This is a genomic window from Caulobacter sp. Root1472 (genome assembly GCF_001426985.1).
GTDB classification, from domain to species: domain Bacteria; phylum Pseudomonadota; class Alphaproteobacteria; order Caulobacterales; family Caulobacteraceae; genus Caulobacter; species Caulobacter rhizosphaerae.
This window is the reverse complement of sequence record NZ_LMFX01000052.1, coordinates 116,825-143,759: the sequence shown is the minus strand read 5'-3', so window position 1 is coordinate 143,759 and position 26,935 is coordinate 116,825. Positions and strand designations below refer to the sequence as shown.

Below are 26,935 nucleotides of genomic sequence, written 5' to 3'. Positions count from 1 at the left end.
TTCATGTGGCGTACGGAAGTTTCATCATCGGCGGTCGGCCTGGACATCGGGGCGCGCCGTTTCCTGCATCCGGGGCCGTTGCGCTGGCTGCGGGCGTTGGGCTGGGGCGGGCTGCTGTTCGCCCTCTTCATGCTCTTCTACGCCGTGGCCAGCCAGGCGGGGGAGCCCGCCCGAGGCGCCGCCGCCACGCCGCTCAGCCTTGTCGTGGTCGCGGTGCTGAGCGCGGTCGGGCTGGGGCTGTACGCCGGGATGGTGCGATTGGCCGAAGGCCGCTGGCCCGCCGAACTGGGCTTGAGGCGGGCTGCACCCGAGCTTCTGGTCGGCCTCGTGGTCGGCGCCGCGATGCTGAGCGCCGTGGTCGCCGCCCTGCTGGCCTTCGGTCTCTACGACATTTCCGGTCCGCGGGCCTCTTCGCCCCTGGCGATGATCAATGTTGGCGTCGCTTCGGGGGTGTTCGAGGAACTGATCTTCAGGGCCATTGTGCTGCGGCTGCTGATGCGAGCTTTCGGAGCCTGGCCGGCCCTGGCCCTGTCGGCGGCGTTGTTTGGCGCGCTGCACCTGGCCAATCCCAACGCCACGCCCGTGGCCGCCGTCGCCATCGCGGTGGAGGCTGGGCTGATGCTGGCCTCGTTCTACCTGCTGACCGGCCGTCTGTGGGTGTCGATCGGCGTGCACGCGGCCTGGAATTTCACGCAGGGCTGGATCTGGGGCGCGCGGGTGTCGGGCATACCCGTGCAGGAGAGCCTCTATCTGAGCGCACCCAAGGCCGGCGCGCCCGATTGGCTGAGCGGCGGGGCGTTCGGTCCCGAAGCGTCGGTTCCGGCCATGCTGATCGGGACCGGCGTGGCCGTGATCGTCCTCTATCAGGCCTGGAAGAAGGGGAACTTTCAGGCCCGTTCGGAAACGGCTCAGCCGATTGTCGAGGTCTTCGACTAAAGCTTCAACCCGCCTCGACCACGCCCAGGGCCACCTCGGCCGCCGGCACTTCGTGCAAGCTCCGCTCGATCGCCGAGGCGCGCTGAGCCAGGGCGACCAGGGCGGGCGGCGCGTCCTCGGGATGGTCGGCGGCCAGCTCGACCAGTTGACGGGCGAGGGCGTGGAGCTGCGGCGCGGCGGCGATCAGCCGGGCTTGGAACTCGATCTTGCGAGGATCGCGGTCGTATTCGGCCCCCGGCGTGCGCCAGCCGCCCCAATCGTTGGGATCGGTGACCACCACAGGATAGGTGCCGGGATAGGGATGGTGGAGGCAGTCGCTCTCCTGCTGCCACTTGTTGCGGGCCCGCAGGACGCGCCAGTTGGCCGTGGCGGCGTCGTCGCTCCCGTCGACGCGGTCTTCGGGCCTCAACTCGTGGGCGGCGAACTCGCGGCCCAGGCCGACGTCGTAGGTGACCCGTACGGGTTCGTCGAAGCCCTTGGCCCAGATCGGCACGATCTTCTCGATCGTCGCCCAGGCGCCGACGCTCTCGACCCACACCTTCTGGTTCCGCTGGAAGACGGTCTTGGCCACGCACGCGTTCTCACTGAGTTCGGGGCCGCCATAAGAACCTGAAATCCTTGACGCGAGGTCAATCTTTCCCTCGGGCGAACGATCGTTCATCGTGCGTCCGACGCCGCCATGAGAGCGGCCAGGGAGGAAGTCCAGGTGGATTTCGACTATTCCGACGACCAGAAGTTCCTGAAGGACGAGGCGCGCAAGTTCCTCGCCGCCCGCTGTCCGTCCTCCGTGGTGCGCGGGGTGCTCGACGATCCGGCTAAAAGCTATGACGCCGGGCTGTGGCGCGCCGTGGCCGAGCAGGGCTGGCTTGGCGCGGCCATTCCCGAGGCGCACGGCGGGCTGGGCCTGGGCCGCGTGGAGCTGTGCGCCATCGCCGAGGAGCTGGGCCGGGCCGTGGCGCCGATCCCGTTCGCTTCGACGGTCTACGTCCTGGCCGAGGCGGTGATGGCCCATGGGACCGAGGCCCAGAAGGCCGCCATCCTGCCGCGCATTGCGGCCGGCGAGCTGATCGGCTGCCTGGCGATCTCGGAAGGTCCTGGCGTGATCACGCCCTCGGCCCTGCAGGCCAAGGTCGAGGGCGGCAAGCTGACGGGCGCGAAGATCCCGGTCACCGACGGCGACGCGGCGGACATGGCGCTGGTGCTGGCCAACGAAGGCGGGCGTCCCGGGCTGTTCCTGGTCGACCTGCGGGCTGGGGGCGTGAAGGTGGACACCCTGGAAAGCCTGGATCCGACCCGCGGCGTGGCTCGCTTGACCTTCGACGGCGCCGTCGCCGATCGGCTGGGCGAGGCGGGGCAAGGGTTCGCGCTGGCTCAGGCGATCCTCGATCGCGCGGCCGTGCTGCTGGCCTTCGAACAGCTGGGCGGCGCCGACCGCTGCCTGGAGATGGCCCGCGAGTACGCCCTGGGCCGCTACGCGTTCGGCCGGGTCATCGCCGGCTACCAGGCGATCAAGCACAAGCTGGCCGACATGTACGTCAAGAACGAGGTGGCGCGCTCCAACGCCTACTACGCGGCCTGGGCGCTGAACGTCGACGCGCCGGAGCTGCCGACCGCCGCCGCCGCCGCTCGCATCGCCGCTTCCGACGCCTTCTGGTTCGCCAGCAAGGAGAGCGTGCAGGTGCATGGCGGCATGGGCTTCACCTGGGACGTCGATTGCCACCTCTACTACCGCCGCTCGCGGCAACTGAGCTTGGTGGCGGGATCGCCCAAGCTCTGGAAAGAGCGGCTGGTCAGCGAGCTTGAAAAGAAGAACGCGGCCTAGGCGGCGTCGAAATCCTCGTCCTTCGACAGGCTCAGGATGAGGATTTCGAAGGTGACCGCCGAGCCCCCCATAGCCCTATCCCGAGCTTGTCGAAGGACAAGGGCGGTTCCACGGAAGCAGAACCAAAATGGATTTCAACGACTCCCCTGAGGAAGCCGCCTATCGCGAGAAGGCCCGCGCCTGGCTGGTCGAGAACGCCGCCGCCCATCGCACCGAGCATGGCGAGCCCAAGCCGACGACCCCCGAGCACATGGCCGCGGCCAAGGCGTGGCAGGCCCGCAAGGCCGCGGCGGGCTACGCCTGCATCACCTGGCCAGCGGCGATCGGCGGGGGCGGCGGCACGCCGATCCAGTCGGTGATCTTCAGTCAGGAGGAAGCCAAGGCGGGCGTCTCCTACGGCTATTTCACGATCGGCCTGGGCATGTGCGTGCCCACGGTGATGGCCTTTGGCGACGACGCCACCAAGCAGCGCTTCGTCTCGCCGGCCGTGAAGGGCGAGGAGATCTGGTGCCAGCTGTTCTCCGAACCGGCCGGGGGCTCCGACGTGGCGGCCCTGCGCACCCGCGCCGTCAGGGACGGCGACGGCCCCGATGCGGATTGGGTGATCAACGGCCAGAAGGTCTGGACCACCGGCGCCCACTACTGCGACTACGGCATCGTTCTGGTCCGCACCGACCCCGACGTGCCCAAGCACAAGGGGCTGACCATGTTCTGGATCGACATGCGCGATCCGGCGGTCGAGTGTCGGCCGATCCACCAGATGTCAGGCGGGCGCGACTTCAACGAGGTCTATTTCACCGACCTGCGGGTCAAGGACAGCCAGCGGGTGGGCGCGGTGGGCGATGGCTGGAAGGTGGCCCTGGTCACCCTGATGAACGAGCGCCTGGCGGTCGGCGGCTCGGCCGGACCCGACTATCGCCAAGTGATGGAACTGGCCCGCGGCCTGCCGGGCGTCAACGGCCCGGCGCTGAAGGACCAGGCGTTCCGCGAGAACCTGGCCGATTGGTACGTCAATTCCCAGGGGCTGAAGTTCACGCGATTCCGCACCATGACTGCCCTGTCGCGCGGCCAGACCCCGGGGCCGGAAAGCTCGATTGGCAAGATCATCTCGGCCAACCAGTTGCAGGACCTGGCCAACACCGCGGTCGAAGCCCTGGGCGAATACGGGATCCTGGCCGATCCGTCCTTGGCCCCCATGGAGGCGGCGTTCCAGCAGAGTCTGATGTGGGCTCCGGGACTGCGGATCGCCGGCGGCACCGACGAGATCCTCAAGAACATCATCGCCGAACGCGTCCTCGGCCTGCCCGGCGACGTGCGGGTCGACAAGGACGTGGCGTTCAAGGACATGCCGACGGGCCGGTGACTCCGGTTCATCGAACATGACTCGCCTTTAAGGTGCGGCTCGTTCATTCTCCCGCATAAAGCGGCGGGGGAGGCGAGCGATGCGTGCGAGGGCTTCGAAGGACGGTTTGACGGTGCGGGTGATCGCCGGGACGCACGCGGCGTTGCTGGCGTTCGACCTGGCCGATGCGCGCCGCGGCGGATGCCTGGGCTTCTCGATCGAACGCACCGATGTCGGCACCGGCGATCGCCGCTGGCTGCCGAATTCGCTGCGCTTCATGAGCGATCCCAATCCCGAATGGGTGACCACGGCCCGGGCGCCGTTGCAGAAGTTCCGCTGGGGCGACTACACCACCGAGCCGGGGCGGCTCTACCGTTATCGCGTGGTGGCCCGCTACGGGACGCCGGCCGAGATCCTGGCCCAAGGCGTGAGCGCCGAACGCCCCGGCGGGTTCGACGCCATCCCCGGCGGCGTCAGCCTGGAACTGCGCACCGAGGACAATCGCAACGCGGCCACCTCGATCTTCTTCAATCGCGGGGCGGCCGCCAGCCAGGCCTATGTCAACAAGTTCGGCGACAACGATCCCGATGACATTCCCGAGGCCCTGACGTGGCTGTCGCGCGGCCTGGAAGAAGGGCTGGTGGCCTTCATCGCCAAGGCCGACGGACCGGACTTCGCCCTGCACGGCTGCATCTATGAATTCGAGAAGCCAACGCCGATCCGGGCCCTGATCCAGGCCCAGAAACGCGGCGCCGAGGTGCACATCGTCTATCACGCCCGCAACGGCGGGAAGACGGCGGAGGAGAACCGGCACGCGATCGACAGCCTGGGCGTCGAATTCCCGACCACGCCGCGCACCCAAGGCTCGGCGATCATGCACAACAAGTATCTGGTCCTGCTGCGCAAGGACGCGGCGGGCGCGCTGAAGCCGATCGCGGTGTGGACCGGCGGCACGAACTGGACCGAAGGCGGCGTCTACGGCCAGCTCAACGTCGGTCATGCGGTCTACGACACCACCGTCGCCGAGCGCTACGAGGCCGGCTTCCAGGTGCTGGCCCAGGATCTGAGCATCGACGCCACCCAGGCCAGGAACGACGTCATCACGCCCACGCCGCTGAACCGGGCGGCGCTGCAGCACGGGACGACGCCGCTGTTCTCACCGCAGAACGGCCTGGGGATGATCGATCTCTATGCCGACATCTGCAGGACAGCCAAGGTGTTGATGGTCAGCGCCCCCTTCGCCCTGCACGAGAGGATCCGCGCCGTGCTGGGCTCGCCGACCGATGGGGCGATGCGGTTCATGCTGGCCGACAAGGAAGGCTCCTATGGCGAGAAGGGCAATATCGACGCCCTCAACGCCGATCCCGGGAACATGGCGGCGGTCGCCAAGCCGTTCGAGGGCATCAAGCTGGCCGACTTCCAGAAGCGCAAGCTGGATCGTGACCGGCTGATGATGGACGAGGGCTTCCATCATGCCGGCATCCACATCCACTCCAAGATCATCCTGGCCGACCCGTTCGGCGCCGACCCAGTGCTGGTCACCGGCTCGGCGAACTTCTCGACCAACTCGACGGTGGCCAACGACTCCAATGTGCTGGTCTTCCGGGGCGACACCGCGGTGGCCGACGTCTATGTCGCCGACTTCATGCGGATGTTCGAGCACTACTGGTTCCGCTCGCGCAAGGACGCCAAGCTCGAGGCCAACCAGGTCTTCGCCCTCAAGGACACCGATGCCTGGTCGGAGAAGTATTTCACCCCAGGAACGCGCGAGCAGCGTGACCGCCTGGCGTTCCTGGGGCTGATCACCTAGCTCCCCTTCACGTCCTTGGCCGCTCGGGTCAGCTGCACGAACTCGGCCCGCAGGCCGTAGGGATCCTCGCCCCGCGCGCCCTGGGCCAGGTCGGTGACCGCGCTCCAGTCGAAGCCGGCGTCGACCCAGGGATCACCGCGCAGCTTCTGGCCGTAGGCGGCGACGGCCACGGCGAAGCGTGTGGATTCCGGCGCGGCGGACAGGCTGTCGCGCACGTCGCCGGCCCCGATCGGACGCTCGATCAGCTTCGAGGCCGAACCGCCGGGCGGCTTGTAGCGGATCTTCAGGAAGGCCAGCTCGCGCCCGCCCGTCGCCGGCGGCGGCTTGGCGCCGTAGCGCAGCGGGTCGGACGACGGCCTGGCCCCGGCCGGGGTGATCTCGTAGATCGCCGTCACCGCCGCGCCCGAGCCCACCTCGCCGGCGTCGACCTGGTCGTTGTTGAAGTCCTCGCGATTGAGCAGCCGGGTCTCGTAGCCGATCAGCCGGTATTCGCTGACCTGGGCCGGGTTGAACTCGACCTGGATCTTCACGTCGTCGGCGATGGGGAAGAGGGCGCTGTCGAAGTCGTCGCGCAGCAGCTTGCGGGCCTCCTGCAGGCTGTCGACATAGGCCGCCGTGCCGTTGCCGTTCTGGGCCAGGGCCTGCATCATGGTGTCGTTGTAGTTGCCGCGACCAAAGCCATAGACCGACAGGTAGACGCCGCTCTTGCGCTGGTCGGACACGAAGTCCTTCAGCCGGGTGGGCTCGGCGATACCGACGTTGAAGTCGCCGTCGGTCATCAGGATCACCCGGTTGACGGCCTTGGGATCGAAGTTCTGCCGGGCCAGGTCGTAGGCCAGCTTCAGTCCCTGGCCGCCGGCCGTCGAACCGCCCGAATGCAAGGCCGTCAGGGCGCAGCGCATCTTCAGCTTTGAGCGTCCGTCGGTGGGCGACAGCACCGCCCCGGCCGAGCCGGCATAGGCCACGATCGCCACCCGGTCCTGCGGCCGTAGCTGGTCTATCAGGACGTTCAGCGCCTTCTGGGCCAGGGGCAAGCGGTCGGGCCCGGACATCGAGCCGGAGGTGTCGACCAGGAAGACCAGGTTCAGCGGCGGCTGGCCGGCGCGGGGCGCGGCGTAGCCCTGGACGCCGATGTGCAGCAGCTGGCGATCCTTGGACCAGGGCGAGGGCACGACGGCCACGGTCGGCCTGAACGGCGGCTCCTGGGCGGTCGGTCGGGCGTAGCCGTAGTCGAAGTAGTTGACCAGCTCCTCGACCCGCACGGCGTCGCGCGGCGGGGCGGCGCCCTCGTTGAGGAAGCGGCGGACATTGGCATAGGCGGCGGTGTCGACGTCGATCGAGAAGGTCGAGACCGGCTCTTCGGCCACGCGCTTGACGGGGTTGGCGACGGCGTCCGGGTAGCGTTCGGTATCCCGGTTGCTGGGAACCGAAGGAACGCCGGAGATCACCGGCGGCGCTATCCGATAAGCCATGCTGGGCGGCGGTGGCGGTGGCGGTGGCGGTGGTGGTGGGGGAGGTGGCGGCGGGCCGGCGAAGGCTTCGCGAACCGGGGGGATCGGCAGAGGCGGCGGCGTCGCCATGTTGGCCGGCGGCATGAAAGCCGGACGGGGCTGGACGCCGGCCGTCGCGGTGCGTCGCTTGGCCGAGACCGTCAGCTGTTCCTCGACCGGGGCGCTGAAGCCAAGGGCCGCGCAGGCTTCGGGCGTGACCGGCCCGTCCTGCGGCGCGGCGGCCAGGCCCGGGGTGGCCGCGGGGGCGGCGACGGCCAGGGCCAGCAGGCTGACCCCGGCGGCGCGAAGGAGGCGTGTGACCATGATCTTGTTCCTCTCCCGATGATGAGGAATGATTACACGTGTAAAACATCCGCGCCAGAGCACGCTAAGGACCGATCGTCGTTTGGCGGGCCCCGTGTCTATGGCGCCACCGTCAGCAGGAACTTCGGCTCGACCCGCCGATGGGTGGCCTGCTCGTAGGCATAGCCCAAGTTCAGCAGCCGCGCCTCGCTCCAGGCCGGGCCGATGAAGCTCAAGCCCACCGGCAGGCCGCCGACCTGGCCCATCGGCACGGTCAGGTGCGGATAGCCGGCCACGGCGGGCAGGGTGGTGGACGAGCCGCCGTAATGGTCGCCGTTCAGCGGGTCGATGGTCCAGGCCGGCCCCGTGGTCGGGGCGACGATGGCGACCGCGCCCGTGTCCTTGAGGATCTTGTCGATGCCCTCAGGCCCCGCCAACCGCTTCCCGTCGGCGACGGCCTTGATGTACTCCGGATCGTCATAACCCTTGGTGGCTTCCGCCTTCTCGAAACTCTCCTGGCCGAACCATTCCAGTTCCTTGGGCGTGGCCTTGTTGAAGGCGATCAGGTCCGCCAGCGTGCGGGTCCTGACCTTGGCCGGGTCGGTCGAGGCCAGGTAGGCGTTCAGATCGACCTTCAGCTCGGTATAGAGCACCACGCCCTCGGCCTTGCCGATCGGGCCCTCGTCGAAAGCTTTGACCTCGACCAGGGTCGCGCCCTGGGCCTTCAGGTCGCTCAGCGCCTGTTCGAACACCGCGTCCGTGCTGGGCGAATAGCCGGTGTAGAAGCGGGCGACGGCCAGGGTCACGCCCTTCAGCGCGTCCTTGGACAGGCCCTTGGCGTAGTCGGTCTTGCGGGCGTCAGCCTCGCGGGTGGCCGGGTCGGCGGGGTCGGACCCGGCGATGGCGGTCAGGACCAGGGCGGCGTCGGCGACCGTGCGGGTCATCGGCCCGGCGGTGTCCTGGCTGTGGCTGATCGGCACGATGTGGGTGCGCGACACCAGGCCCACGGTGGGCTTGAGGCCGACCAGGCCGTTGATCGCCGCGGGGCAGGTGATCGAGCCGTCGGTCTCGGTGCCGATCGCCGCCGGGGCCAGGCCCGCCGCCACCGCCGCCCCGGAACCGCTGGACGAGCCGCAGGCGCTGCGGTCCAGCACATAGGGGTTGCGCACCGTGCCGCCCACCGCGCTCCAGCCGCTGATCGAGTGGCTGGAGCGGATATTGGCCCATTCCGAAAGATTGGTCTTGCCCAGGATCACCATGCCGGCGTCCGTCAGCCGTCGGACCAGCGGTGCGTCGCGGCCCGTGACATTGTCCTTCAGGGCAAGGGAGCCGGCGGTGGTGGCCGTGTCGTCGGCGCTCTCGATATTGTCCTTCAGCAGGATCGGCACGCCGTGCAGCGGCCCCCGGGCCTTGCCGGCCGTGCGCTCCGCGTCCAGCGCCCGGGCGTCGGCCAGGGCGTGGGGGTTCAGGGCGATGACCGCATGGAGCTGGGGGTTGAGAAGCTGGATCCGGCCGAGGCGATTCTGGACATCCTGTTCGATGGAAATCGAGCCGTCGGCATAGCCCGTGATAACCGAATTGACATGCAAGGCCCGGGATCGGACCTGGGGCTCGGCGCCTATCGCGGTGGTGGCGGCCAGGACCAGGCTGGTCGTCGCGCCGATGCGCAAGATCTTTCGGATCATGTTTCACCCCCGAACATGCAAGGCCCTCAGATGAACACCGCCCCTTCCACGGCGCAACGGCCGAAAAGGGGGCGTGAACAGGCGCCGCTAGGGAACCTCGTCCAGGGCCCACCGGCCGAATTCCGGACGCTCTTTCAGCCGCGCATAATAGGCCGCGACCGCCGGCAAGTTCGCGCGCTCCATCGGCGTCGCCATCCAGCGGTGCACCGACACGCCCAATACGATGTCGGCCAGGGTGAAGTCGTGGCCGGCGACGTGGGCGCCGGTCTGCGCCAGGCGCTGGTCGAGGATGGCCATGGCCCGGTTCCAGGCCTCGACGCTGGCGGCGATCTTGTCGCGGTCGTCATAGCCCGGCGTCGGCCGGCCCAGGGCCAGGAAGGCGTAGCCCCAGGTCGGGTTGAGGTCGGTGGCCTGCCAGTCCATCCACTGTTCGACCACGGCGCGCGGCCGCGGCTCGACCGGCAGCAGGTGGCCGTGACCGTAGCGGGCGGCCAGGTAGCGGCAGATGGTGTTGCTCTCGTAGAGTGCGCCCTGCTCGTCGATCAGCACCGGCACCAGGCCGTTGGGGTTCAGGGCCAGGAACTCGGGCGACTTGGTCGAGGCGAAGCCCATGCCCCAGTCCTCGCGCTCATAGGCCAGGCCCAATTCGTCCAGCGTCCACAGCACCTTGCGGACGTTCAGCGAGGAGGTGCGGCCGAGAATCTTGAGCATGGGGAGGTCTCCGATACTTTTTAAATCCACTCATCCTGACGAAAGTCGGGACCCAAGCGGTCTGTCAGCAAGGGGTGCGACGCGCTAGCAGGCCCAGCAATCTAGCCTTCCAACTCGGCTTGGGTCCGACTTTCGTCGGGATGAGTGGGAAGATAGGGAGCGCCCTAAACCCCATCCCCGACATAAGCCGCCGCCACCGCCTCGGCGACCTTGATGCCGTCGACCGCCGCCGAGAGGATGCCGCCGGCGTAGCCCGCGCCTTCGCCGGCCGGGAAAAGGCCCGCGACATTGAGGCTCTGGAAGTCCTTGCCGCGGGTGATGCGGATCGGCGAGGAGGTGCGGGTCTCCACGCCCGTCAGCAGCACGTCGGGATGGTCGTAGCCGGCGATCTGGCGGCCGAACACCGGCAGGGCCTCGCGCATGGCCTCCAGCACGAACGGCGGCAGGCATTCGGCCAAGTCGGTCATCTTGATGCCGGGCCTATACGAAGGCTGCACCTCGCCCAGCGCCTCCGACGGCCGGCCGGCCAGGAAATCGCCGACCTTCTGGGCCGGGGCGGCGTAGGTCGACCCGCCGGCCACATAGGCCAGGCTTTCCCACTTCCGCTGGAACTCGATGCCGGCCAGCGGATGGCCCGGATAGTCGCGCTCGGGATCGATGCCGACCACGAAGCCCGAGTTGGCGTTGCGCTCGTTGCGCGAATACTGGCTCATGCCGTTGGTCACCACGCGGTTCGGCTCGGAGGTCGCGGCCACCACCGTGCCGCCCGGGCACATGCAGAAGCTGTAGACCGTGCGGCCGTTGGCGCAGTGGTGGGCCAGGCTGTAGTCGGCCGCGCCCAGGTCCGGATGGCCGGCGCAGGCCCCGAAGCGGGCCTTGTCCATCCACGACTGCGGATGCTCGATCCGCACCCCGATCGAGAACGGCTTGGCCTCGATGTGGACGCCCCGGTCGTGCAGCACCTGGAACGTGTCGCGGGCGCTGTGGCCGACCGCCAGCACCACGTGCTCGGCCGCCAGATAGTCGCCGGTCGACAGGTGCAGGCCCTTCAGCTGGCGTGCGCCGTCGGCGGCGGTCTCGATATCGAAGTCGTCGACCCGATGCTGCCAGCGATACTCGCCGCCCAAGGCCTCGATGGTCTCCCGCATGCTCTCGACCATGGTCACCAGGCGGAAGGTGCCGATGTGCGGGTGGGCCTCGGTCAGGATCTCCTCGGGCGCGCCGGCCTTGACGAACTCCTCCAGCACCTTTCGGCCCAGGTGGCGGGGATCCTTGATCTGGCTGTAGAGCTTGCCGTCCGAGAAGGTGCCCGCCCCGCCCTCGCCGAACTGGACGTTGGACTCGGGGTTCAGCTCGCCGCGCCGCCACAGGCCCCAGGTGTCCTTGGTCCGCTCGCGCACCACCTTGCCCCGGTCCAGGATGATCGGCTTGAAGCCCATCTGGGCCAGGATCAGTCCGGCGAACAGGCCGCAGGGCCCGGCGCCGATCACGACGGGGCCGGGACCAGTGAAGTCCTTCGGGGCCTGGGCCACCGGCCGATAGTCGGTGTCGGGCCTCACCCGCACCTGGCTGTCGCGCTCGAACCGCGCCAGCACCGCCGCCTCGTCGCGCAGGGCGACGTCGACCGTATAGACCATCAGGATCGCCGCCTTCTTCCGCGCGTCATGGGCGCGGCGGACGACGGTGTGGCTGAGGAGGTCACGTTCGGGGATCCCCAGGCGGTTGCAGACGGCGGGGGCCAGGGCCTCGGCGTCATGCCCCAACGGCAGCTTGAGGTCGGAAATGCGCAGCATGGCGGGGATTTAGCGGCAAGAGGGGAGAAGCGCCATCGGCTTGGCGGCTTCCGGCGTCTTGTTTTCCCGAGTCAGCGGTGGTGATCTGCTCGGATAGGTGGAGGAGTAGTGGCGTTGAATACGCATGTGTTTTCCGAAAACGACGTTCGGGCCATCTTCATGCATTCCGAAGGCGTGGCCGTGTCGGACGGTCGCCGAATTGGGCATACCGGCGAGCGGCACGTGAACGCTTCGAACCAGTTTCTGAATCAGAGGATGCAGAACGCCAGGAGCAGCCCCCACACCAACGGACGAATTGTCGCGATCACATCCTTCATCACGTTCGCCGACGCGGTGACAGCCGGCGCGATGGTGCTCAATTCGCCGGAAGCCGAGCCCATCCTGGTCGACTTTTACACGGCCCGCCCTCGTTTCGAGCCCTGGACCCTGAAGCATGTCGAGCTTCCGCGCCCGCTGGTCGTGCGCTACGCCCAGGGGGACGGGGCGAGGACCTTTCCCTGCCGGTACGCGACGATGGTCATCGACAAGAAGCCCGGACGACCGTCGCAGATGCATATCCGGACCTTCTTTCCCACCTTGGGGATGGACTAGGACCGATCGACATCTCAAGGCTGTGCGTGGTCCTTGTCCTTCGACACGCTCAGGATGAGGACCCATTTGCAGACCGAGCCGTGGAAAACCTCATCCTGAGCTTGTCGAAGTACGAGGTTTTCGGCCCTGGGTGCTGAATGTCGATCCGCCTTAGGTCTCGAAAGACTCCCGCCGTCCGGATCAATCCCCGTCCATCTTCAGCGCCGCGATGAACGCTTCCTGCGGGATCTCGACCTTGCCGAACTGGCGCATGCGCTTCTTGCCGGCCTTCTGCTTGTCCAGCAGCTTGCGCTTGCGGCTGGCGTCGCCGCCGTAGCACTTGGCGGTGACGTCCTTGCGGAGGGCGCGGACGGTTTCACGGGCGATGATCCGGCCGCCGATCGCCGCCTGGATGGGGATGACGAACATGTGCTGCGGGATGAGTTCCTTCATCTTCTCGCACATGCCCCGGCCGCGGCTCTCGGCGCGGTCGCGGTGGACCAGCATCGACAGGGCGTCGACGGGCTCGGCGTTGACCAGGATCGACATCTTGACCAGGTCGCCGGGCCGGTAGTCCTCGACCTGGTAGTCGAACGACGCGTAGCCCTTGGAGATCGACTTCAGGCGGTCGTAGAAGTCGAACACCACCTCGTTCAGCGGCAGGTCGTAGACCACCATGGCCCGGCTGCCGACGTAGCTGAGCTCGCGCTGCATGCCACGGCGGTCCTGGCACAGCTTGATCACGCCGCCCAGATACTCGTCGGGCGTGAAGATGGTGGCCTTGATCCACGGCTCGCTGATGCTCTCGATCTGCATCACGTCGGGCAGGTCGGCGGGGTTGTGGAGCTCCATCTCCGTGCCGTCGCGCATGTGGATCTTGTAGACCACCGAGGGGGCGGTCGCGATCAGGTCGAGGTCGAACTCGCGGCTGAGGCGCTCCTGGATGATTTCCAGGTGCAGCAGGCCGAGGAACCCGCAGCGGAAGCCGAAGCCCAGGGCGGCGCTGCTCTCCATCTCGTAGGTGAAGCTGCCGTCGTTCAGGCGCAGCTTGCCGACCGCGGCGCGCAGGTCCTCGAAGTCGGCGGCGTCGACCGGGAACAGGCCGCAGAACACCACGGGCTGGACTTCCTTGAAGCCCGGCAGGGCCTGGGCGGTCTGCTTCTTCTCGTCGGTGATGGTGTCGCCGACGGCCGCGTCGGCCACCTCCTTGATCGAGGCGGTGAAGAAGCCGACCTCGCCCGGGCCCAGTTGGTCGACGTCGGTGGCCTTGGGGGTGAACACCCCGACCTTGTCGATGCGGTGGGTGGCGCCGGTCTGCATCATCCGCACCTGCTGGCCGGCCTTGAGCGTGCCGTCGAAGATGCGGACCAGCACCACGACGCCCAGATAGGCGTCGTACCAGGCGTCGACCAGCAGGGCCTTGAGCGGGGCGTTAAGGTCGCCCTTGGGGGCGGGCAGGCGGGTGACGATGGCCTCCAGCACCTCGTGGATGCCCAGGCCGGACTTGGCGCTGGCGAGGACGGCGTCGCTGGCGTCCAGGCCGATCAGGTCCTCGATCTGGGCGCGCACGCGCTCGGGCTCGGCGGCCGGCAGGTCGATCTTGTTGAGGACCGGAACGATCTCGTGGTTGTTGTCGATGGCCGAATAGACGTTGGCCAGGGTCTGGGCCTCGACGCCCTGACTGGCGTCAACCACCAGGATGGAGCCCTCGCAGGCGGCCAGGCTGCGGCTGACCTCGTAGGCGAAGTCGACGTGGCCGGGGGTGTCCATCAGGTTCAGGACGTAGTCCTGGCCGTCGTCGGCCTTGTACTTCAGGCGCACGGTCTGCGCCTTGATGGTGATCCCGCGCTCCTTCTCGATGTCCATGTTGTCCAGCACCTGGGCGCTCATTTCGCGCGCGGTCAGGCCGCCGGTCTCCTGGATCAGGCGGTCGGAGAGGGTGGATTTGCCGTGGTCGATGTGGGCCACGATCGAGAAATTGCGGATGCGGTCGAGAGGCGTCGAAGTCATGGCCGTGCGTCTAGCATATTTGCGGGCGTTCGCGAGCGTCGTTCCTCCCCACACGTCTGAGGAACGGTCATGGTTAACTCGCCGTTAAGCTTCCAGCCGCAAACCCGACTCAAAGGACTGAGACAGTCCAGGCTGTTGGAATCGCGAGAGAGCACATGGACCGCCGCAAGCTGATCCTTTCGGGCATGGCCACCGCCGGGCTGAGCGCCTGCGCCAGCACCGCTCAGGAACGCCCGGGCGACCCGCCGCCGCGGTCGCAGTACGACACCGGACGGGCCCAGACCTATTCGGCCGACGAGATGATCCGCAGCGGCTCGGACTTCCTGGGCGTGACCGCCGAGAGCATCGGCGCGGTGATCGAGCGCGCCTTCCGCGACAACGGCCAGCCCACCGGCTACATCGCCGGCGAAGAGGGCTCGGGCGCCATCGCCGTGGGCCTGCGCTACGGCCGGGGCCTGCTGTACATGAAGGGCAAGGACACCCAGGAGGTGTTCTGGCAGGGCCCGTCGGTGGGCTGGGACTGGGGCGGCAACGCCAGCCGGGTCTTCACCCTGTGCTATAACCTGCAGTATCCGGACGCCATCTTCCGCCGCTTCCCCGGCGTGGAGGGCACGGCCTATCTGGTCGGCGGCCTGGGCGTGAACTACCAGCGCGCGGACACCATCACCCTGGCCCCGATCCGCGCCGGCGTCGGCCTGCGCCTGGGCGCCAATGTCGGCTACCTGGCCTACAGCCGCCAACGCAACATTTTGCCATTCTGAGACCGCGAGGGGGCCTCTCGACTTACCCCTACGGACACCTTCGCGGTCGTCTCCTCTCCCCGGGAGGAAGAGCCCGGACGTAAGGCTCCGCCCCCTCTGGGGCGGATAAACGGCGAAGCCGCCAGGCGGGGCGAGCCGGACAGGTCCGTGCGCCCCATCCGCCGCTTGGCTTCGCGCGAGTTCCTCGGCATTATCAATCTTCACGGGAAGATCCGGCCGCGCGGAGATGTCGGTTCGCGGCGGTCCGACGCAAGGAAGCGCCATGTCGCAGTGGCTCAAGCGTACCTGGTTCGTCTGGCTGGGGCTGGCGGTCGCCTGCGCCCTGGTGCTGCCCCGGGCGATCGACGCCGTTGCGGCCCAAGGGCGGTCGCCGGCGGCTACAGCCGTCGCGCCGCGCTTCGTTGTCCGCGACCCCAGCGGAACGGCCATCGGCTGGCTGAACATCAAGTACCCCCGCACGATCCGCGAGAACGAGGAAGGGGTGCTGGAGGCCGAATACACCACGGGCGAGGCCCGCTGGGTGACCGGTTCGACCAGCGTCGCGGTCCCAGATCCCTACGGTTATGGTTCGGTGGGGCCGCCGGCCGGCATGAAGGTCGAGCTCAGCGGCGCGGACCTGGCCCTGACCCCGGCGCCCAGCCACGAGTTCGACGTCCAGCGCATCGCCGCCACCGGCGTCGAGCGGGTCAAGTGGATCATCTCGCCCAAGACCGAGGGCGACCACGTGCTGCTGGTGCGGTTCAACGTCCGTCCGGCCACGTTCAAGGCCGTGCCGATCTCGGCCAATGGCCAGGCGCTGGGCGGCGATCCGCAGATCCTGTTGCCGGTGAAGGTGTTCACGATCTACGGCGTGCCCAAGGCCACGGTGCTGATCGCCAAGGGCGCGGCGGGGCTGGCGTCGTTCCTGCTGACCCTTCCGGCGGCCTTCATGCTGTTCGAGCGGGTGTTTCGGAAGACGCCGAAGGCGCGGCGGAAGAAGGCGGCCTGAACCTCTCCGGTCACGGGGGAGGTCAGATCGCCGTCACCATCACGCTCTGCGCCATCATCGTCGCCTTGCCGAAGATGGTCAGGAAGGCCACGTCGGCGGCGTCGCGGCCGTAGGCGATGCGGACCAGACCGTCGACGGGCGCCCGGCCCGTGGGGTCCAGCAGGCGCCAGCGGCCGCCGACGAAGACCTCGGCCACGGCGTGGAAGTCCGGCGGCTGCAGGGCCGGGGCGTAGACGCTGGCCACCCGGGCCGGGATGTCGCTGGCCCGGCACAGGGTGACGGCCAGGTGGGCGAAGTCGCGGCAGACGCCGGCCCGTTCGACATAGGTCTCCAGGGCGGTGGTCCGCGCGTCGCTGCACGGGCGGTATTCCAGGTGTCCGATGATCCAGTCGACGATCGCCGCCACCCGAGCGCCGCCGCGCAGGCCGCCGAACTTCTGGTCGGCGATGGTTTCGAAGGTGTCGGACGGGCAGTACCGGCTGCCGCGCAGATAGGGCAGGGTATCGATCGGCAGGTCGGCGATGGCGTGCTGGGCGGCGTCAGCCAGGGCCATGTCGCGCGCGGCGATCTCGACCACGGCGTCATAGGCGATGGCCAATCGTCCCTGGCAGGTGAAGACCACGCGCCGCTCGCCGGTGGCCGGGTCGTCGCGGCGGGTGACCGCCACGGGCGGGTCGAACGTCAGCCGCTCGTCGAGCACCGCCTGGTCGTCGGCGACCGCCGCCTCGATCTGCAGCAGGGATTCCACCCGTTCGGGGAAATCGTAGTCCAGCCGCGCCTTCACATGCACGCGCATGGCCAGCCCCTCCGATAAGCCCAGACAACGGCTCGCGGGGCGCGAGGTTCAGCGGCGATCCAGCGCCTGGCGACTAGTCGTCATACTCCACCACCAAGCGCAAGGTCTTGCGACCATTGGCGGGCAGGGCCACGCGCCAGGCCGCGGCGCCGTCGCGGATGTCGTGGGCCGTGGGCTCGGCGACAATCTTGAAGCCTTGTCGATTGGTGGCCATTCGCACCTCGGCGACGATGGCGACCGTCTTGGCGTTGGCGAGGTCGACCTCATAGACGCGGCGCGTGCGGTCCTGGCGGCGATCCTGCTCGGCGACCAGGCGCGGGCGGGCCCGCACGTCCATGGCCTCGCCGATCATCAGATCGAAGGGCTGGCCGACGGGCACGTCGCGCAGGGCCTGCTCGCCGGCGAAGGCGGGGCGTCCGTCGGCCGTCTCGAACACCGCCAAGGCGCCGGACGGCAGGGGCTTGCCCAGACCGTCCGCCGGCCTGTTGTCCAGCCGCAGCACGACCGTGGTGGCCGGCGGGTCGTCGGTCTCGTCATAGTCGCTCCAGGGGTCGAGCTGGACCACATAGAGCCGCTGGAAGGCGACGTCCTTCTGGTCGAGAAAGGCCACCTGCTTGGTCTGGCGCGCGGCGACCGTCACGGGTTCGGGCAGGGTGTAGAGCTTGTAGTCGCCCAACTCGGATTGTTCGGCGAGTTTGGCGCGATTGCCGGTGACCACGACCTCCTCGAGCCCTCTGTCCAGCATGTCCACGGCCCCCGCCATCGCCATCGGCGGCGCGGGCGGCGGCGGCGGCGGAACGGGACGCGGACCGTGATGGGTGGTGTCCATCGGCCAGCACTTGCGCGCGACCGGCTTGGCCTCACCCCGCTTCACGTCCACCTCCACGCGCGCCAGCCGGCCGGCGACGGCCTGGGTGGGCGCGTCGGCGAAGCTGGTGCCGCTGGCGTTGACCAGGGTCAGCCAGCCGGTCAGGTCCAGGGTCCTGCCGCTTGGGTGGATGCGGGCGACATAGTCGGCCTGCCAGTTCACGCCGATCGCCAGGTAGGACAGGGTCAGGGTCGCCTGGATCGGCGCGGCGACGTCGACCACGGTCGACAGGGCCGGCTTGTCCGACAGCCCGGCCGGGACCTTGTCGAACACCAGGGCCTCGGCGCCGCCGGAACAGCCCAGGGCCTCGACCCCGCCGGCGGTCTGCAGCACCACCCCCGCGGGCCCCTGGCGCAGGGTGGCCGTCTCCTCGGTCCGCCGGCCGGTCCTGCGGTTGGTGCGGACGACCTTCACCGCCTGGCCCAGCGAGCGCTCGACCAGGGTTCCGGGGCTGAGCAGGGCGTAGTCGTAGTTGCGCTCGATGGCCGGGCCGGGCAGCCCTTCCACCGTGGCGCTCTGGGGGATCAGGGCGTCGGCGACGCCGTCGAAGCGCAGGGTGTGGCGACCGGCGGGCAGGAGCACCGTCCGCGTCTCGGTGACCTGGATCAGGCCCTTGGCCATGGCCTCCTCGCGCTGCCAATCCTCCAGCGCCTGGAAAGGCCCGTCGCCGCCGCGATAGAGGGTGACGGCGACCTTGTCCGGGCCTGGCGAGGCGACGGTGTCGGCGAGGGCGGGCGCGGCGAACAGAAGCAGGGCGCCCGCCAAGATCCTCCCCCCATGGGGGAGGTGTCGCCGCGGGCGACGGAGGGGGGAGTTGTTGGACGCCGGAAGACTCCCCCCTCCGTCCGCTTCGCGGACACCTTCCCCAAGGGGGGAGGAGCTTTCCGCGTTGGACTCGATCACCAGCCCGTCTCGACCGTGAAGGTCAGGGTGGTCTCGCCGTTGGCGGGGATGGGCACGCTCCAGCCCAGGGTGCGGGCGTCGACGCGGCGGCTCTTGAGGCTCTCGGCCTTGACCTCGCCGTCGCGCCACAGGCCGCCCTGGCGCAGCTCGACCGTCACCGGCTCGGGCCGGGCGTTGCGGATCAGGTACTTCATCGTGTAGCGCGAGCGGGTCTTGGAGACCTTTTCGTCGCTGACCAGCGTGCCCTGGCTGGTGACGTCGAAGGCGTCGCCGGTCTTGATCGACAGTTCCGAGCCAGCCGGCGTGTGGTCGATGGCGTTCTCGCCGATGAATTTCGGGTCGCCGGCCTTGTCGCGCACATAGACCCGCATCACCCCCGCCGGCAGCTGGTTTCCCAGACCCGCCAGCTTGGCGTTGCTGAACTGGATGGCGACGGTGGCGGACTCCGGCTGGGCCTGGCTGGAGAACCAGTCCTGGCGGATTTCGTAGACCTTCTTGGCGGCCACGCCCTGGGCGCTGAGGAAGCCGACCTGCTTGTTCTGGTTGGCGGCGATCGTCGTGCGTTGGGGCAGGGGATAGAGGTAATAGTCGGCGACCCGCTCGCCGCTCCCGCTTTCGGTCCCGGCCGCCTGGAGCGCCGGCCGGGGCGGGCGGTATTCGCTGTTGCTGGCCAGGGTGTTGACCGACCCGGCCACCAGCTGGGTCTCGGCGTCGACGAAGGCCGTGCCGGACTGGTTGCCCAGGGTGATCCAGCCCTGCAGGTCCAGCGCGCCCCTGGTCTCGTCGAACATCGCCACATAGTCGGCCTTCCACGACAAGCCGGTGGTCAGGTAGCTGAGCGTGGTCGGTCGGGCGCCGGCCTTGTCGGCCTCGACGGTCACCGACAGGGTCGGGCGGGCGCGCAGGGTCTCGGGCACCTTGTCGAAGATCACCCGGGTGGGCACGCCGTCGTCGCGCAGCACCTCGATGCGGTCGCCGATTTTCAGCACCACGCCTTCGTTGGCGGCCAGGACGGTGGCGGTTTCGGTGGTCTCCTTGCCGTCGCCGGGATTGGTGCGGACGATCTTCACCTGCTGGCCGACCGCCTTCTCCATCAGCTTGTCGGGGGTCAGCAGGTCGTAGTCGAAGTTCTGCTCCACGACCGACAGGCCGGTGGCCGACAGGCTGACGGTCTCGGGACGGATGGCGGCCGAGACATCCTTGAACTCCAGCTTCTGGCGGCCGGCGGCGACGGGGATCTCGCGCACGTCCTGCACCAGGGCCAGGTTGTTGTTGTAGATCGTCACCGAAAGCCTGGGGGCGGTCTGGGCGTGCGCCGCGCTTGCGAGGGTGAGGGCGGCCGTGGCCAGCAAAGCGTGACGGAACATGTAAGAGCGCCTCCCGAGGTTGCGCTCAAGGTTTCATGTGATCAGCCGGAAGTCGAGTGTGAAATTACAACTGTGATACAGGCCCGTCGATTCAGGTCCGGCGGGCGCGCGGCAGCAACAGGTTCTTCGAGCCAGCCCGACGCCCCGCTGAATCGCGCCTTATCAGTCGTTTTGCCAAGCGCCATCTCGGGTGGAGGCGCGCTTGCCCGGATTTCGGTGTCGTGCGATGCGGAGCCATGACACAGGAACTGCTCGCCACGCGTTTGGCTCGTCGGTGCAGGTTGCCGATCGTGGCGCTCGCGCTGGTTTCCGCCGCGCTGGTCGCTGGAAATCTCTTGTCGCTCGTGCTCGACGGGGTGGTGACGTACCTCGCTGTCGGCGTTGGCTGCGCGGCGGCTATTCTGTTTTGCTGCGCGACGTTCGATGGGCGCTTCCAGAACGCGGTCTCGGCGCTCAACGCAGAGCGACGTGTGCAGGCCAAGACGCTGGGAGCGTTGGCGCGGTCGACGGGGTGGGGATTGCCCGTGGGTGATCGGCTGCTTCTGGCCGTCAACATCATGTTGATCGCCGAGCTAACCGTTTCGGCGAGTTTCGTTCACCGCCTCCCCGCGGCCGCTCTGAGTTTCGCGGCCTCCTTCCTGGTCTGCATGACGAGCATCGCCCTGGCGGTGCGTGGCTATTCGAGCGAGCGGTTCGAGGGGCCCTAGGTTAAACTCTACCCGCCCCACACCTGCTTGAGCCGCAGGTCGCGGCCGCAGCCCAGGCGGTAGGCGTGGTACTCGACCGCGTGGTTCTTGGCGTAGTCGCGGTGATAGGCCTCGGCCGGCCAAAAGGTCTGCAGGGGCAGGATCTGGGCCTTCATCACGCCGGTTTTCAGGCGCTTGGCGGCCTCGGCGCGGGACTTTTCGGCGACGGGACGCTGGGCCGGCGTGACGAACACCGCCGGACGGTAGGACGGGCCGCGATCGCAGAACTGGCCGCCGTCGTCGGTAGGGTCGACCAGCTTCCAGTACTTGTAGAGCAGGAAGCCGTAGTCGAGCTTGGCCGGATCATAGGTGACCCGCACCGACTCGTAGTGGCCCGAGGTCTCGCTGGTCACGTCGCGATAGGTCGGCCGGTCGACATGGCCGCCGGTATAGCCGCTCTCGACCTTCAGCACGCCGGGGATGCCGCGCATGTCGTTTTCCATGCACCAGAAGCAGCCGCCGGCGAACACGGCGGTTGCGGGCGGCGCGGGCTTGCCGGCCGCGAGCACGTCGGCGGGCAGCAGGATGGCGGCGAAACTGGCGACCAGGACGAGCAGGCGGCGGATCATCGGGAAACTCCGGGGTGACATATCCCTAGATACGGACGACGTGCGCCGAAGGTTACAGCCTATCGCCAGCCGAATCCGACCCCGCGCACCGCGGGGCAGGCCGACAGGCGGGCGGCCAGGGTCTGGGCCCGCTCGTCGCCCTGGTCGTCCAGCTCCAGCCGGATGCTGAGGCCGGCCCCGTCCGGCTGGGCGCTCAAGGCGCGCAGGCGGGTCTGCTGGACGCTGGCCACGCCCAGCACCCGCATCAGGGCGTCGGGCGTGTCGTCGGCGATCACCAGGAACAGCCGGCGTTTGTCGCCTTCTTCGTGTTGGGCCGGTTCGAGCGCGCTCACATTCTCGCTCATGGGCGCACCCACTGATGCTCAACGCTGGCCGAGGTGACGCCCGGCCAGGCGGCCAGGTCGCGGGCCAGCAGGCGGGCGGCCTGGTCGCTGAGGTGGCGGACCCGCAGCGAGCCCTCGACGATCTGGCCGACCGGCTTCATCGACAGGGCGCACAGCTCGGCGCCGCTGTCGGCCAGACCCTGGCGGACGGCTTCCAGCGCCGAGGGCGCGTCATGGGCGGCCAGCAGCAGCTGGTGAACGGTGACGCCTTCGTGGTCGGAGTTGAAGGCGGGTGGGGAAGGCAGGTAGCTCATGGGTTCAAGGTCCTTTGGATTTGAGGGAGGACCGACGACCGCATAGCAAAAACCCCGCTCCTGGTGGGAAGCGGGGCTTTGCGGATCTTGCGATCTTTCGGCTTGGTGGTCGTCTAGTCGACCGCGCGCCTGTGCTGCCCCGTTCGCACACGAACGGTTTTAATCTTGGCCTGCATCATAATGGCGCGCGCGCACGCGATCGCGGCGCCGGCGGTGAGGCCGGTGGCGATCAGAACGTTCAGGGCCAGCTGCGAGAGCATGATGGCGTGGAAACTCCGTGTGCAATTACACAGGTAGCGTGGGCGTGGTGCCAGCGCAAGGCTTTGCCGCCCCGGTGCGGCGAATGGCGCTGGATGGGCAAGAATTGGGCGGTCGCGCTCAGGGGGCTAGCACTTGCCCCCTACTGGCCTTCGGCCGTCTTTCCCCAGAGGGGGAAGAGCCTAGGCGCCAAGGCTCCGCCTCCTCGCCGCGACAGGCCGCGAAGCGGCCAGGTGGGGGCAGGTGCGCGGGTCGCTAGCTCCTCAGCTTCCCGCCCGCCTTCTCGACCGCCGCCACGATCCTGGCCGACAGGGCCTCGATCTCGGCTTCGGCCAGGGTCTTCTCCCGCGGCTGGACGACCACCTCGAGGGCGACCGACTTGGAGCCCTCCGGCACGCCAGGGCCGTCATAGACGTCGAACACCCGCACCGCGGCGATCAGCGCCTTGTCGGCGCTGGCCGCGGCCTTGACCAGGTCACCCGCCGCCTTGGCCTTGTCGGCCACGAAGGCGAAGTCGCGGGTCAGGGGCATCAGCGGCGAGGGCGTGAACGCCGGCTTGGTCTTGACGGCCTTCTTCTTCGGCTCGGGCACGGCTTCCAGGGTGATCTCGAAACCATAGACGGGGCCGGCCACGTCCAGGGCCTTGAGCACGGCCGGGTGCAGTTCCCCGAACTCGGCCAGCACCGCCTTGGGGCCCAGTTGCAGCCGCGCCGAGCGGCCGGGATGCCACCAGGGCGAGGCCGAGCCCTGGGCGGTCTGCAGGGAGGCGACCGGCGCGCCGATCTCTTCCAGCAGGGCCATCAGGTCAGCCTTCACCGTGAACACGTCCTCGGCCTTGGCCTTGTCCCAGCCGCGCGGGGCGCGGGGGGCGAGGATCGCCGCGATCGTCGTCTTCTGGTCCTGCGGCCGGTCACCGAAGAACACCGGGCCGACCTCGAACAGGGCGACGTCCGGGAAGCCTTGGCGGGCGTTGCGGCCGGCCGCCTCAATCAGATTGGGCAGCAGCGAGGGACGCATGCAGTCCAGGTCCGAGGCGATCGGATTGGCCAGCATCAGGTCAGCCGCGCCGCCGCCGAACAGCTCGGCGGTAGCCTTGCTGGTGAAGCTGAAGGTCAGGGCCTCGTTGTAGCCGGCCGCCGCCAGGGCGCGGCGGGCCGTGCGGCCGCGGGCCTGCTTGACGGTCAGCACGCCGCCGACGGCGCGCGGAACCTCGGGCAGGGGCGTGGAGGGCAGTTCGCCATAGCCGGCGATGCGGGCCACTTCCTCGACCAGGTCGGCCTTGCCCTGAACGTCGCGCCGGAACGTCGGCGGGGTCACGCAGACCAGGCTCTCGACGTGGGTGGCGAACTCGGTGGTCGGCACGTCGGTTGGCGGCGACAGGGTGAAGCCCAGGTCCGTCAGGATCTTCAGCGTGCGTTCCGGCGCGATGGCCAGGCCCGACAGGGCCTCGACATAGGCCGGGTCGAACAGGATCGGGCCGGGCGCGGCCGGGGCCTCGCCGGCCACGACGACATCCGAGGCCTCGCCGCCGCACAGGTCCAGGATCAGCCGGGTGGCCAGTTCCAGGCCGGGCACGAGTGAGCCGGTGTCGACCGTGCGGGCGAACCGGTACTGGGCGTCGCTGGCGATGCCGGTCACGCGGCCGGTCTGGGCCGTGCGGATCGGCTCGAACCAGGCGCTTTCCAGGAACACGTCGACGGTGTCGTCCGAACAGCCGGTGCTCTCGCCGCCCATCACGCCGCCCAGGCCGATCGGGCGGTTGCCATCGGCGTCGGCGATCACGCTCATCTCGGGCGTGATGTCGTAGGTCTTGCCGTCCAGGGCGATCAACTGCTCGTCATGGTGCTCGGCCGGCGAGGGCTGGTCGCCAGGAGTGACCTCGGCCCTGCCGCGACCCAGGCGCGCCTCGATCACGGTCCCGACCAGCTTGGCCGCGTCATAGGCGTGCAGCGGCCGGGCGCGGTCGTAGGAGATCAGATTGGTGATGTCGACCAGGGTGTTGATCGGGCGCAGGCCGATGGCCTTGAGGCGATCTTGCAGCCACTTGGGCGAAGGGCCGTTCCTGACGCCGCGGATCAGCCGCCCGCTGAACAGCGGGCAGGCGTCGCCGTCGACCTTGACGGTGATCGGGCAAGGGAAGGTCCCCGGCACGGGGGCGATCGACAGGTCCTTCAGCGTCCCGACGCCGGCCGCGGCTAGGTCGCGGGCGATGCCGGCCACGCCCAGCCAGTCGGGGCGGTTGGGGGTGACCTCGAAGTCGATCACGGCTTCCAGGCCCAGAGCCTGGGCGGCCGGGGTCCCGACGGCCAAGTCGTTCGGCAGCTCCAGGATGCCCTCGGAGCCGTCGTCGGCCTCCAGCTCGGAGCCCGAGCACAGCATGCCGTTGGAGACGACGCCTCGCACGGGCTTCTCGACCAGGGTGACGCCGAGGCCTGGCACATAGGCGCCGATCGGGGCGTAGACGGTGGTCAGGCCCGGACGGGCGTTGGGCGCGCCGCAGACGATCTCCTTGCGGCCGTCGACAGTGTCGACCTGACAGACGCGCAGACGGTCGGCGTTGGGATGCTGCACGGCCTCGACGATCTTGGCGACCGTGAAGGCGGCCAGCTTGGAAGCGGGATCGGTGACGTGCTCGACCTCGAGGCCGGCCATGGTCATGGCGGCGACGATTTCGGTGGCGGAGGCGGTGGTCTCAAGGTGGTCCTTGAGCCAGGAGAGGGTGAACTTCATCTACTTGGTTTCCAGAGCCAGCAACTGATCGAGGAATTGGTCGGGGCCGGTGAAGCCCAGGCCGAAGAACTCGCAGTTGATGAATTGGCAGTCCTCGACGGGGATCGTGCCGATGACCGAGGTCGGGCTGGCGGGGCGCAGCACCAGGTTGCGGACGTCGCCGCCGTTGGGGCCGAAGTTGGTGGCGTCGAAATTGACTTTGTCGAGCACCAGCATCACCGCCGGCCCCTCGATCCGGCAGTTGCGGAACGTGCGGCCCGAGATGATGCGATGGCCGGCCTGGAAATTGGCGCGGAACAGGTCGTAGAGCGACAGGTCCACGCTCTCGAACACCTTGGCGAAGGCGTCGGTGGGAACGCGGCCGGGACGGCCGCCGGATTGGAAGCTCTGGGTCATCGGGTCAGTCCACAATGAACAGCTTGGCGCCGACCGAGGTCGACGAGCGGTGGGCGGGGTCACCGAAGTCGGAGACGTGATAGCTCATGCCGGCCGTCAACGTGGTGGTCCGGCCGTCCTTCAGTTCGCTGATCAGCTCGCCTTCCAGCACGAAGATCACATGGCCGCGGTCGCACCAGTGATCGGCCAGGTAGCCGGGCGAATAGTCGACTCGGCGCAGGCGCATGTCGCCGACCTTGAGCGTGCGCCAGGTGGCGTCACCCCGCTCGCCTGGATGGACGGTGGGCTCGACCTGCGACCAGTCGATGGCCGTGAACGGGCTGGCGGGCAGTAGCATCAGCTGAGACCGCTGGCGGCGTTCGGCGCGGCGAAGGCGCTGAAGCCGTAGTGGTCCAGCCAGCGGACGTCGGACGCCCACATGTCGCGCAGGTCGGGCATGCCGTATTTCAGCATGCCCAGCCGGTCGACACCCATGCCGAAGGCGAAGCCCTGGTACTCGTCCGGATCAATGCCGCAGGCGCGCAGGACGTTGGGGTGAACCATGCCGCAGCCCAGGATCTCGAGCCACGACGTGCCCTGGCCGATCTTGATCTCGCCGCCGGTGCGGTCGCACTGCACGTCCATTTCCGCCGAGGGTTCGGTGAACGGGAAGTGGTGCGGCCGGAACTGGGTGGTCACCGCGTCGGTCTCGAAGAACCGCGCCAGGAAGGTCTCCAGGGTCCACTTCAGGTGGCCCATGTGGATCCCCTTGTCGATCACCAGGCCCTCGACCTGGTGGAACACCGGGGTGTGGGTGGCGTCGTTGTCGACGCGATAGGTGCGGCCGGGCGCGATGATCCGGATCGGGGGCTTCTGCGACACCATGGTCCGCACCTGCACGGGGCTGGTGTGGGTGCGCAGCAGCATGCGTTCGCCCCCAGAACCGTCAGGAGAGTCCTTCGTTTTGAAGAAGAAGGTGTCGTGCATCTCGCGGGCCGGGTGCTTCTCGGGGAAGTTCAGGGCCGTGAAGTTGTGGAAGTCGTCCTCGATGTCGGGACCTTCCGCCACCGCGAAGCCCATCTCGGCGAAGATGGCGACCATCTCGTCCATGGTCTGCATGGTGGGATGGACGCCGCCGCGGCGGCGGCGCGGGGCGGGCAGGGTCAGGTCCAGGGTCTCGCTGGCCAGGCGCGCGTCGAGGGCGGCGGTTTCCAGCGCGGCCTTCCTGTCGTTCAGCGCCGCCTGCACGCGGTCCCGCAGGATGTTGATCGCCGCGCCACGTTCCTTGCGCTCGTCGGGGCTCATGGCGCCCAGGGTCTTGAGCAGGCCCGAGATCGAGCCGGTCTTGCCCAAGGCGGTGACGCGCACGGCGTCGAGGGCGGCGAGATCGCCGGCGGCGGAGACTTGCGCCAGCACGTCGGCTTCGAGGGAGGTGAGATCGGTCATGACGGGGTGGGTCTAGCGA

Annotated in this window: 25 protein-coding genes; 8 read left to right on the top strand and 17 right to left on the bottom strand. The window is 68.6% G+C overall.

The features are described 5' to 3' along the window. Positions 1 to 3: 3 nt before the first annotated feature. Positions 4 to 936: a CPBP family intramembrane glutamic endopeptidase gene (locus tag ASD47_RS25905; protein ID WP_056762916.1), complete on the top strand. Its 933-nt coding sequence runs from the start codon at positions 4 to 6 to the stop codon at positions 934 to 936. Positions 937 to 940: 4 nt separating this feature from the next. Here ASD47_RS25905 and ASD47_RS25900 read toward each other — a convergent pair whose 3' ends face one another. Further along, positions 941 to 1,507: a hypothetical protein gene (locus ASD47_RS25900; protein ID WP_056762913.1), complete on the bottom strand. Its 567-nt coding sequence runs from the start codon at positions 1,505 to 1,507 to the stop codon at positions 941 to 943. Positions 1,508 to 1,642: 135 nt separating this feature from the next. Here ASD47_RS25900 and ASD47_RS25895 point away from each other — a divergent pair, with 135 nt between their 5' ends. From ASD47_RS25895 to ASD47_RS25885, 3 genes are all read left to right on the top strand, one after another. Beyond that, positions 1,643 to 2,758, top strand: coding sequence for an acyl-CoA dehydrogenase family protein (locus ASD47_RS25895; RefSeq protein ID WP_056762910.1), 1,116 nt, complete (start codon positions 1,643 to 1,645; stop codon positions 2,756 to 2,758). Positions 2,759 to 2,885: 127 nt separating this feature from the next. Continuing rightward, entirely contained in the window at positions 2,886 to 4,121 is a 1,236-nt protein-coding gene (locus tag ASD47_RS25890; RefSeq protein WP_056762906.1) for an acyl-CoA dehydrogenase family protein, read from the top strand. 79 nt (positions 4,122 to 4,200) lie between these two features. Further along, a complete protein-coding gene (locus ASD47_RS25885) occupies positions 4,201 to 5,910 on the top strand; it encodes a phospholipase D-like domain-containing protein (RefSeq protein WP_082564819.1) in 1,710 nt (569 codons plus the stop codon). On the opposite strand, the gene ASD47_RS25880 is transcribed toward ASD47_RS25885, so the two are convergent. From ASD47_RS25880 to ASD47_RS25865, 4 genes are all read right to left on the bottom strand, one after another. After that, on the bottom strand, positions 5,907 to 7,724 hold the full coding sequence (locus ASD47_RS25880; protein WP_056762900.1) for a VWA domain-containing protein: 1,818 nt from the start codon (positions 7,722 to 7,724) through the stop codon (positions 5,907 to 5,909). The genes ASD47_RS25885 and ASD47_RS25880 overlap by 4 nt on opposite strands. Positions 7,725 to 7,822: 98 nt before the next feature. Further along, a complete protein-coding gene (locus tag ASD47_RS25875) occupies positions 7,823 to 9,388 on the bottom strand; it encodes an amidase (protein WP_082564818.1) in 1,566 nt (521 codons plus the stop codon). An 87-nt stretch (positions 9,389 to 9,475) separates the two neighbouring features. Beyond that, entirely contained in the window at positions 9,476 to 10,099 is a 624-nt protein-coding gene (locus ASD47_RS25870; RefSeq protein WP_056762897.1) for a glutathione S-transferase family protein, read from the bottom strand. A 164-nt stretch (positions 10,100 to 10,263) separates the two neighbouring features. Then, positions 10,264 to 11,892, bottom strand: a complete 1,629-nt coding sequence (locus tag ASD47_RS25865; protein ID WP_056762894.1) for an NAD(P)/FAD-dependent oxidoreductase — start codon at positions 11,890 to 11,892, stop codon at positions 10,264 to 10,266. Positions 11,893 to 12,000: 108 nt separating this feature from the next. Here ASD47_RS25865 and ASD47_RS25860 point away from each other — a divergent pair, with 108 nt between their 5' ends. Then, a complete protein-coding gene (locus ASD47_RS25860; protein ID WP_156402444.1) occupies positions 12,001 to 12,483 on the top strand; it encodes a hypothetical protein in 483 nt (160 codons plus the stop codon). Between the two features lie 180 nt (positions 12,484 to 12,663). Here the strand turns inward: ASD47_RS25860 and lepA are convergent, their stop codons facing one another. Further along, positions 12,664 to 14,472, bottom strand: a complete 1,809-nt coding sequence (gene lepA, locus ASD47_RS25855) for a translation elongation factor 4 (RefSeq protein WP_056762887.1) — start codon at positions 14,470 to 14,472, stop codon at positions 12,664 to 12,666. Between the two features lie 155 nt (positions 14,473 to 14,627). Here lepA and ASD47_RS25850 point away from each other — a divergent pair, with 155 nt between their 5' ends. Both ASD47_RS25850 and ASD47_RS25845 read left to right on the top strand, forming a co-directional pair. Further along, entirely contained in the window at positions 14,628 to 15,233 is a 606-nt protein-coding gene (locus ASD47_RS25850) for a DUF1134 domain-containing protein (protein ID WP_056762884.1), read from the top strand. A 262-nt stretch (positions 15,234 to 15,495) separates the two neighbouring features. After that, on the top strand, positions 15,496 to 16,221 hold the full coding sequence (locus ASD47_RS25845) for a hypothetical protein (RefSeq protein ID WP_056762882.1): 726 nt from the start codon (positions 15,496 to 15,498) through the stop codon (positions 16,219 to 16,221). A gap of 22 nt (positions 16,222 to 16,243) precedes the next feature. On the opposite strand, the gene ASD47_RS25840 is transcribed toward ASD47_RS25845, so the two are convergent. From ASD47_RS25840 to ASD47_RS25830, 3 genes are all read right to left on the bottom strand, one after another. Continuing rightward, positions 16,244 to 17,017, bottom strand: coding sequence for a transglutaminase family protein (locus ASD47_RS25840; RefSeq protein WP_056762879.1), 774 nt, complete (start codon positions 17,015 to 17,017; stop codon positions 16,244 to 16,246). A 73-nt stretch (positions 17,018 to 17,090) separates the two neighbouring features. Then, positions 17,091 to 18,650, bottom strand: coding sequence for a DUF4139 domain-containing protein (locus ASD47_RS25835; RefSeq protein ID WP_235526224.1), 1,560 nt, complete (start codon positions 18,648 to 18,650; stop codon positions 17,091 to 17,093). Positions 18,651 to 18,784: 134 nt separating this feature from the next. Continuing rightward, positions 18,785 to 20,155 (bottom strand): DUF4139 domain-containing protein, encoded by a 1,371-nt coding sequence (locus tag ASD47_RS25830; protein WP_056762874.1) that lies wholly within the window; start codon positions 20,153 to 20,155, stop codon positions 18,785 to 18,787. 236 nt (positions 20,156 to 20,391) lie between these two features. Between ASD47_RS25830 and ASD47_RS25825 the strand changes: the two genes are divergently transcribed. Beyond that, on the top strand, positions 20,392 to 20,862 hold the full coding sequence (locus tag ASD47_RS25825) for a hypothetical protein (RefSeq protein WP_056762871.1): 471 nt from the start codon (positions 20,392 to 20,394) through the stop codon (positions 20,860 to 20,862). An 8-nt stretch (positions 20,863 to 20,870) separates the two neighbouring features. On the opposite strand, the gene msrA is transcribed toward ASD47_RS25825, so the two are convergent. From msrA to pheS, 8 genes are all read right to left on the bottom strand, one after another. Continuing rightward, a complete protein-coding gene (msrA, locus tag ASD47_RS25820; protein ID WP_056762987.1) occupies positions 20,871 to 21,467 on the bottom strand; it encodes a peptide-methionine (S)-S-oxide reductase MsrA in 597 nt (198 codons plus the stop codon). 62 nt (positions 21,468 to 21,529) lie between these two features. After that, a complete protein-coding gene (locus ASD47_RS25815; protein ID WP_056762869.1) occupies positions 21,530 to 21,814 on the bottom strand; it encodes a hypothetical protein in 285 nt (94 codons plus the stop codon). After that, positions 21,811 to 22,107, bottom strand: a complete 297-nt coding sequence (locus ASD47_RS25810; RefSeq protein ID WP_056762867.1) for a hypothetical protein — start codon at positions 22,105 to 22,107, stop codon at positions 21,811 to 21,813. The genes ASD47_RS25815 and ASD47_RS25810 overlap by 4 nt, the downstream gene beginning before the upstream one ends. 113 nt (positions 22,108 to 22,220) lie before the next feature. Then, positions 22,221 to 22,367, bottom strand: a complete 147-nt coding sequence (locus tag ASD47_RS27195) for a hypothetical protein (protein WP_163231966.1) — start codon at positions 22,365 to 22,367, stop codon at positions 22,221 to 22,223. Positions 22,368 to 22,620: 253 nt separating this feature from the next. Next, positions 22,621 to 25,095, bottom strand: a complete 2,475-nt coding sequence (gene pheT / locus ASD47_RS25805) for a phenylalanine--tRNA ligase subunit beta (RefSeq protein WP_056762864.1) — start codon at positions 25,093 to 25,095, stop codon at positions 22,621 to 22,623. Then, positions 25,096 to 25,491 (bottom strand): hypothetical protein, encoded by a 396-nt coding sequence (locus ASD47_RS25800; RefSeq protein WP_056762860.1) that lies wholly within the window; start codon positions 25,489 to 25,491, stop codon positions 25,096 to 25,098. It abuts the gene before it with no gap. A 4-nt stretch (positions 25,492 to 25,495) separates the two neighbouring features. Continuing rightward, positions 25,496 to 25,828: a DHCW motif cupin fold protein gene (locus ASD47_RS25795; protein WP_056762857.1), complete on the bottom strand. Its 333-nt coding sequence runs from the start codon at positions 25,826 to 25,828 to the stop codon at positions 25,496 to 25,498. Then, complete coding sequence (pheS, locus tag ASD47_RS25790; RefSeq protein ID WP_056762854.1) at positions 25,828 to 26,916, bottom strand: phenylalanine--tRNA ligase subunit alpha; 1,089 nt, start codon at positions 26,914 to 26,916, stop codon at positions 25,828 to 25,830. The genes ASD47_RS25795 and pheS overlap by 1 nt, the downstream gene beginning before the upstream one ends. Between the last annotated feature and the right edge of the window lie 19 nt (positions 26,917 to 26,935).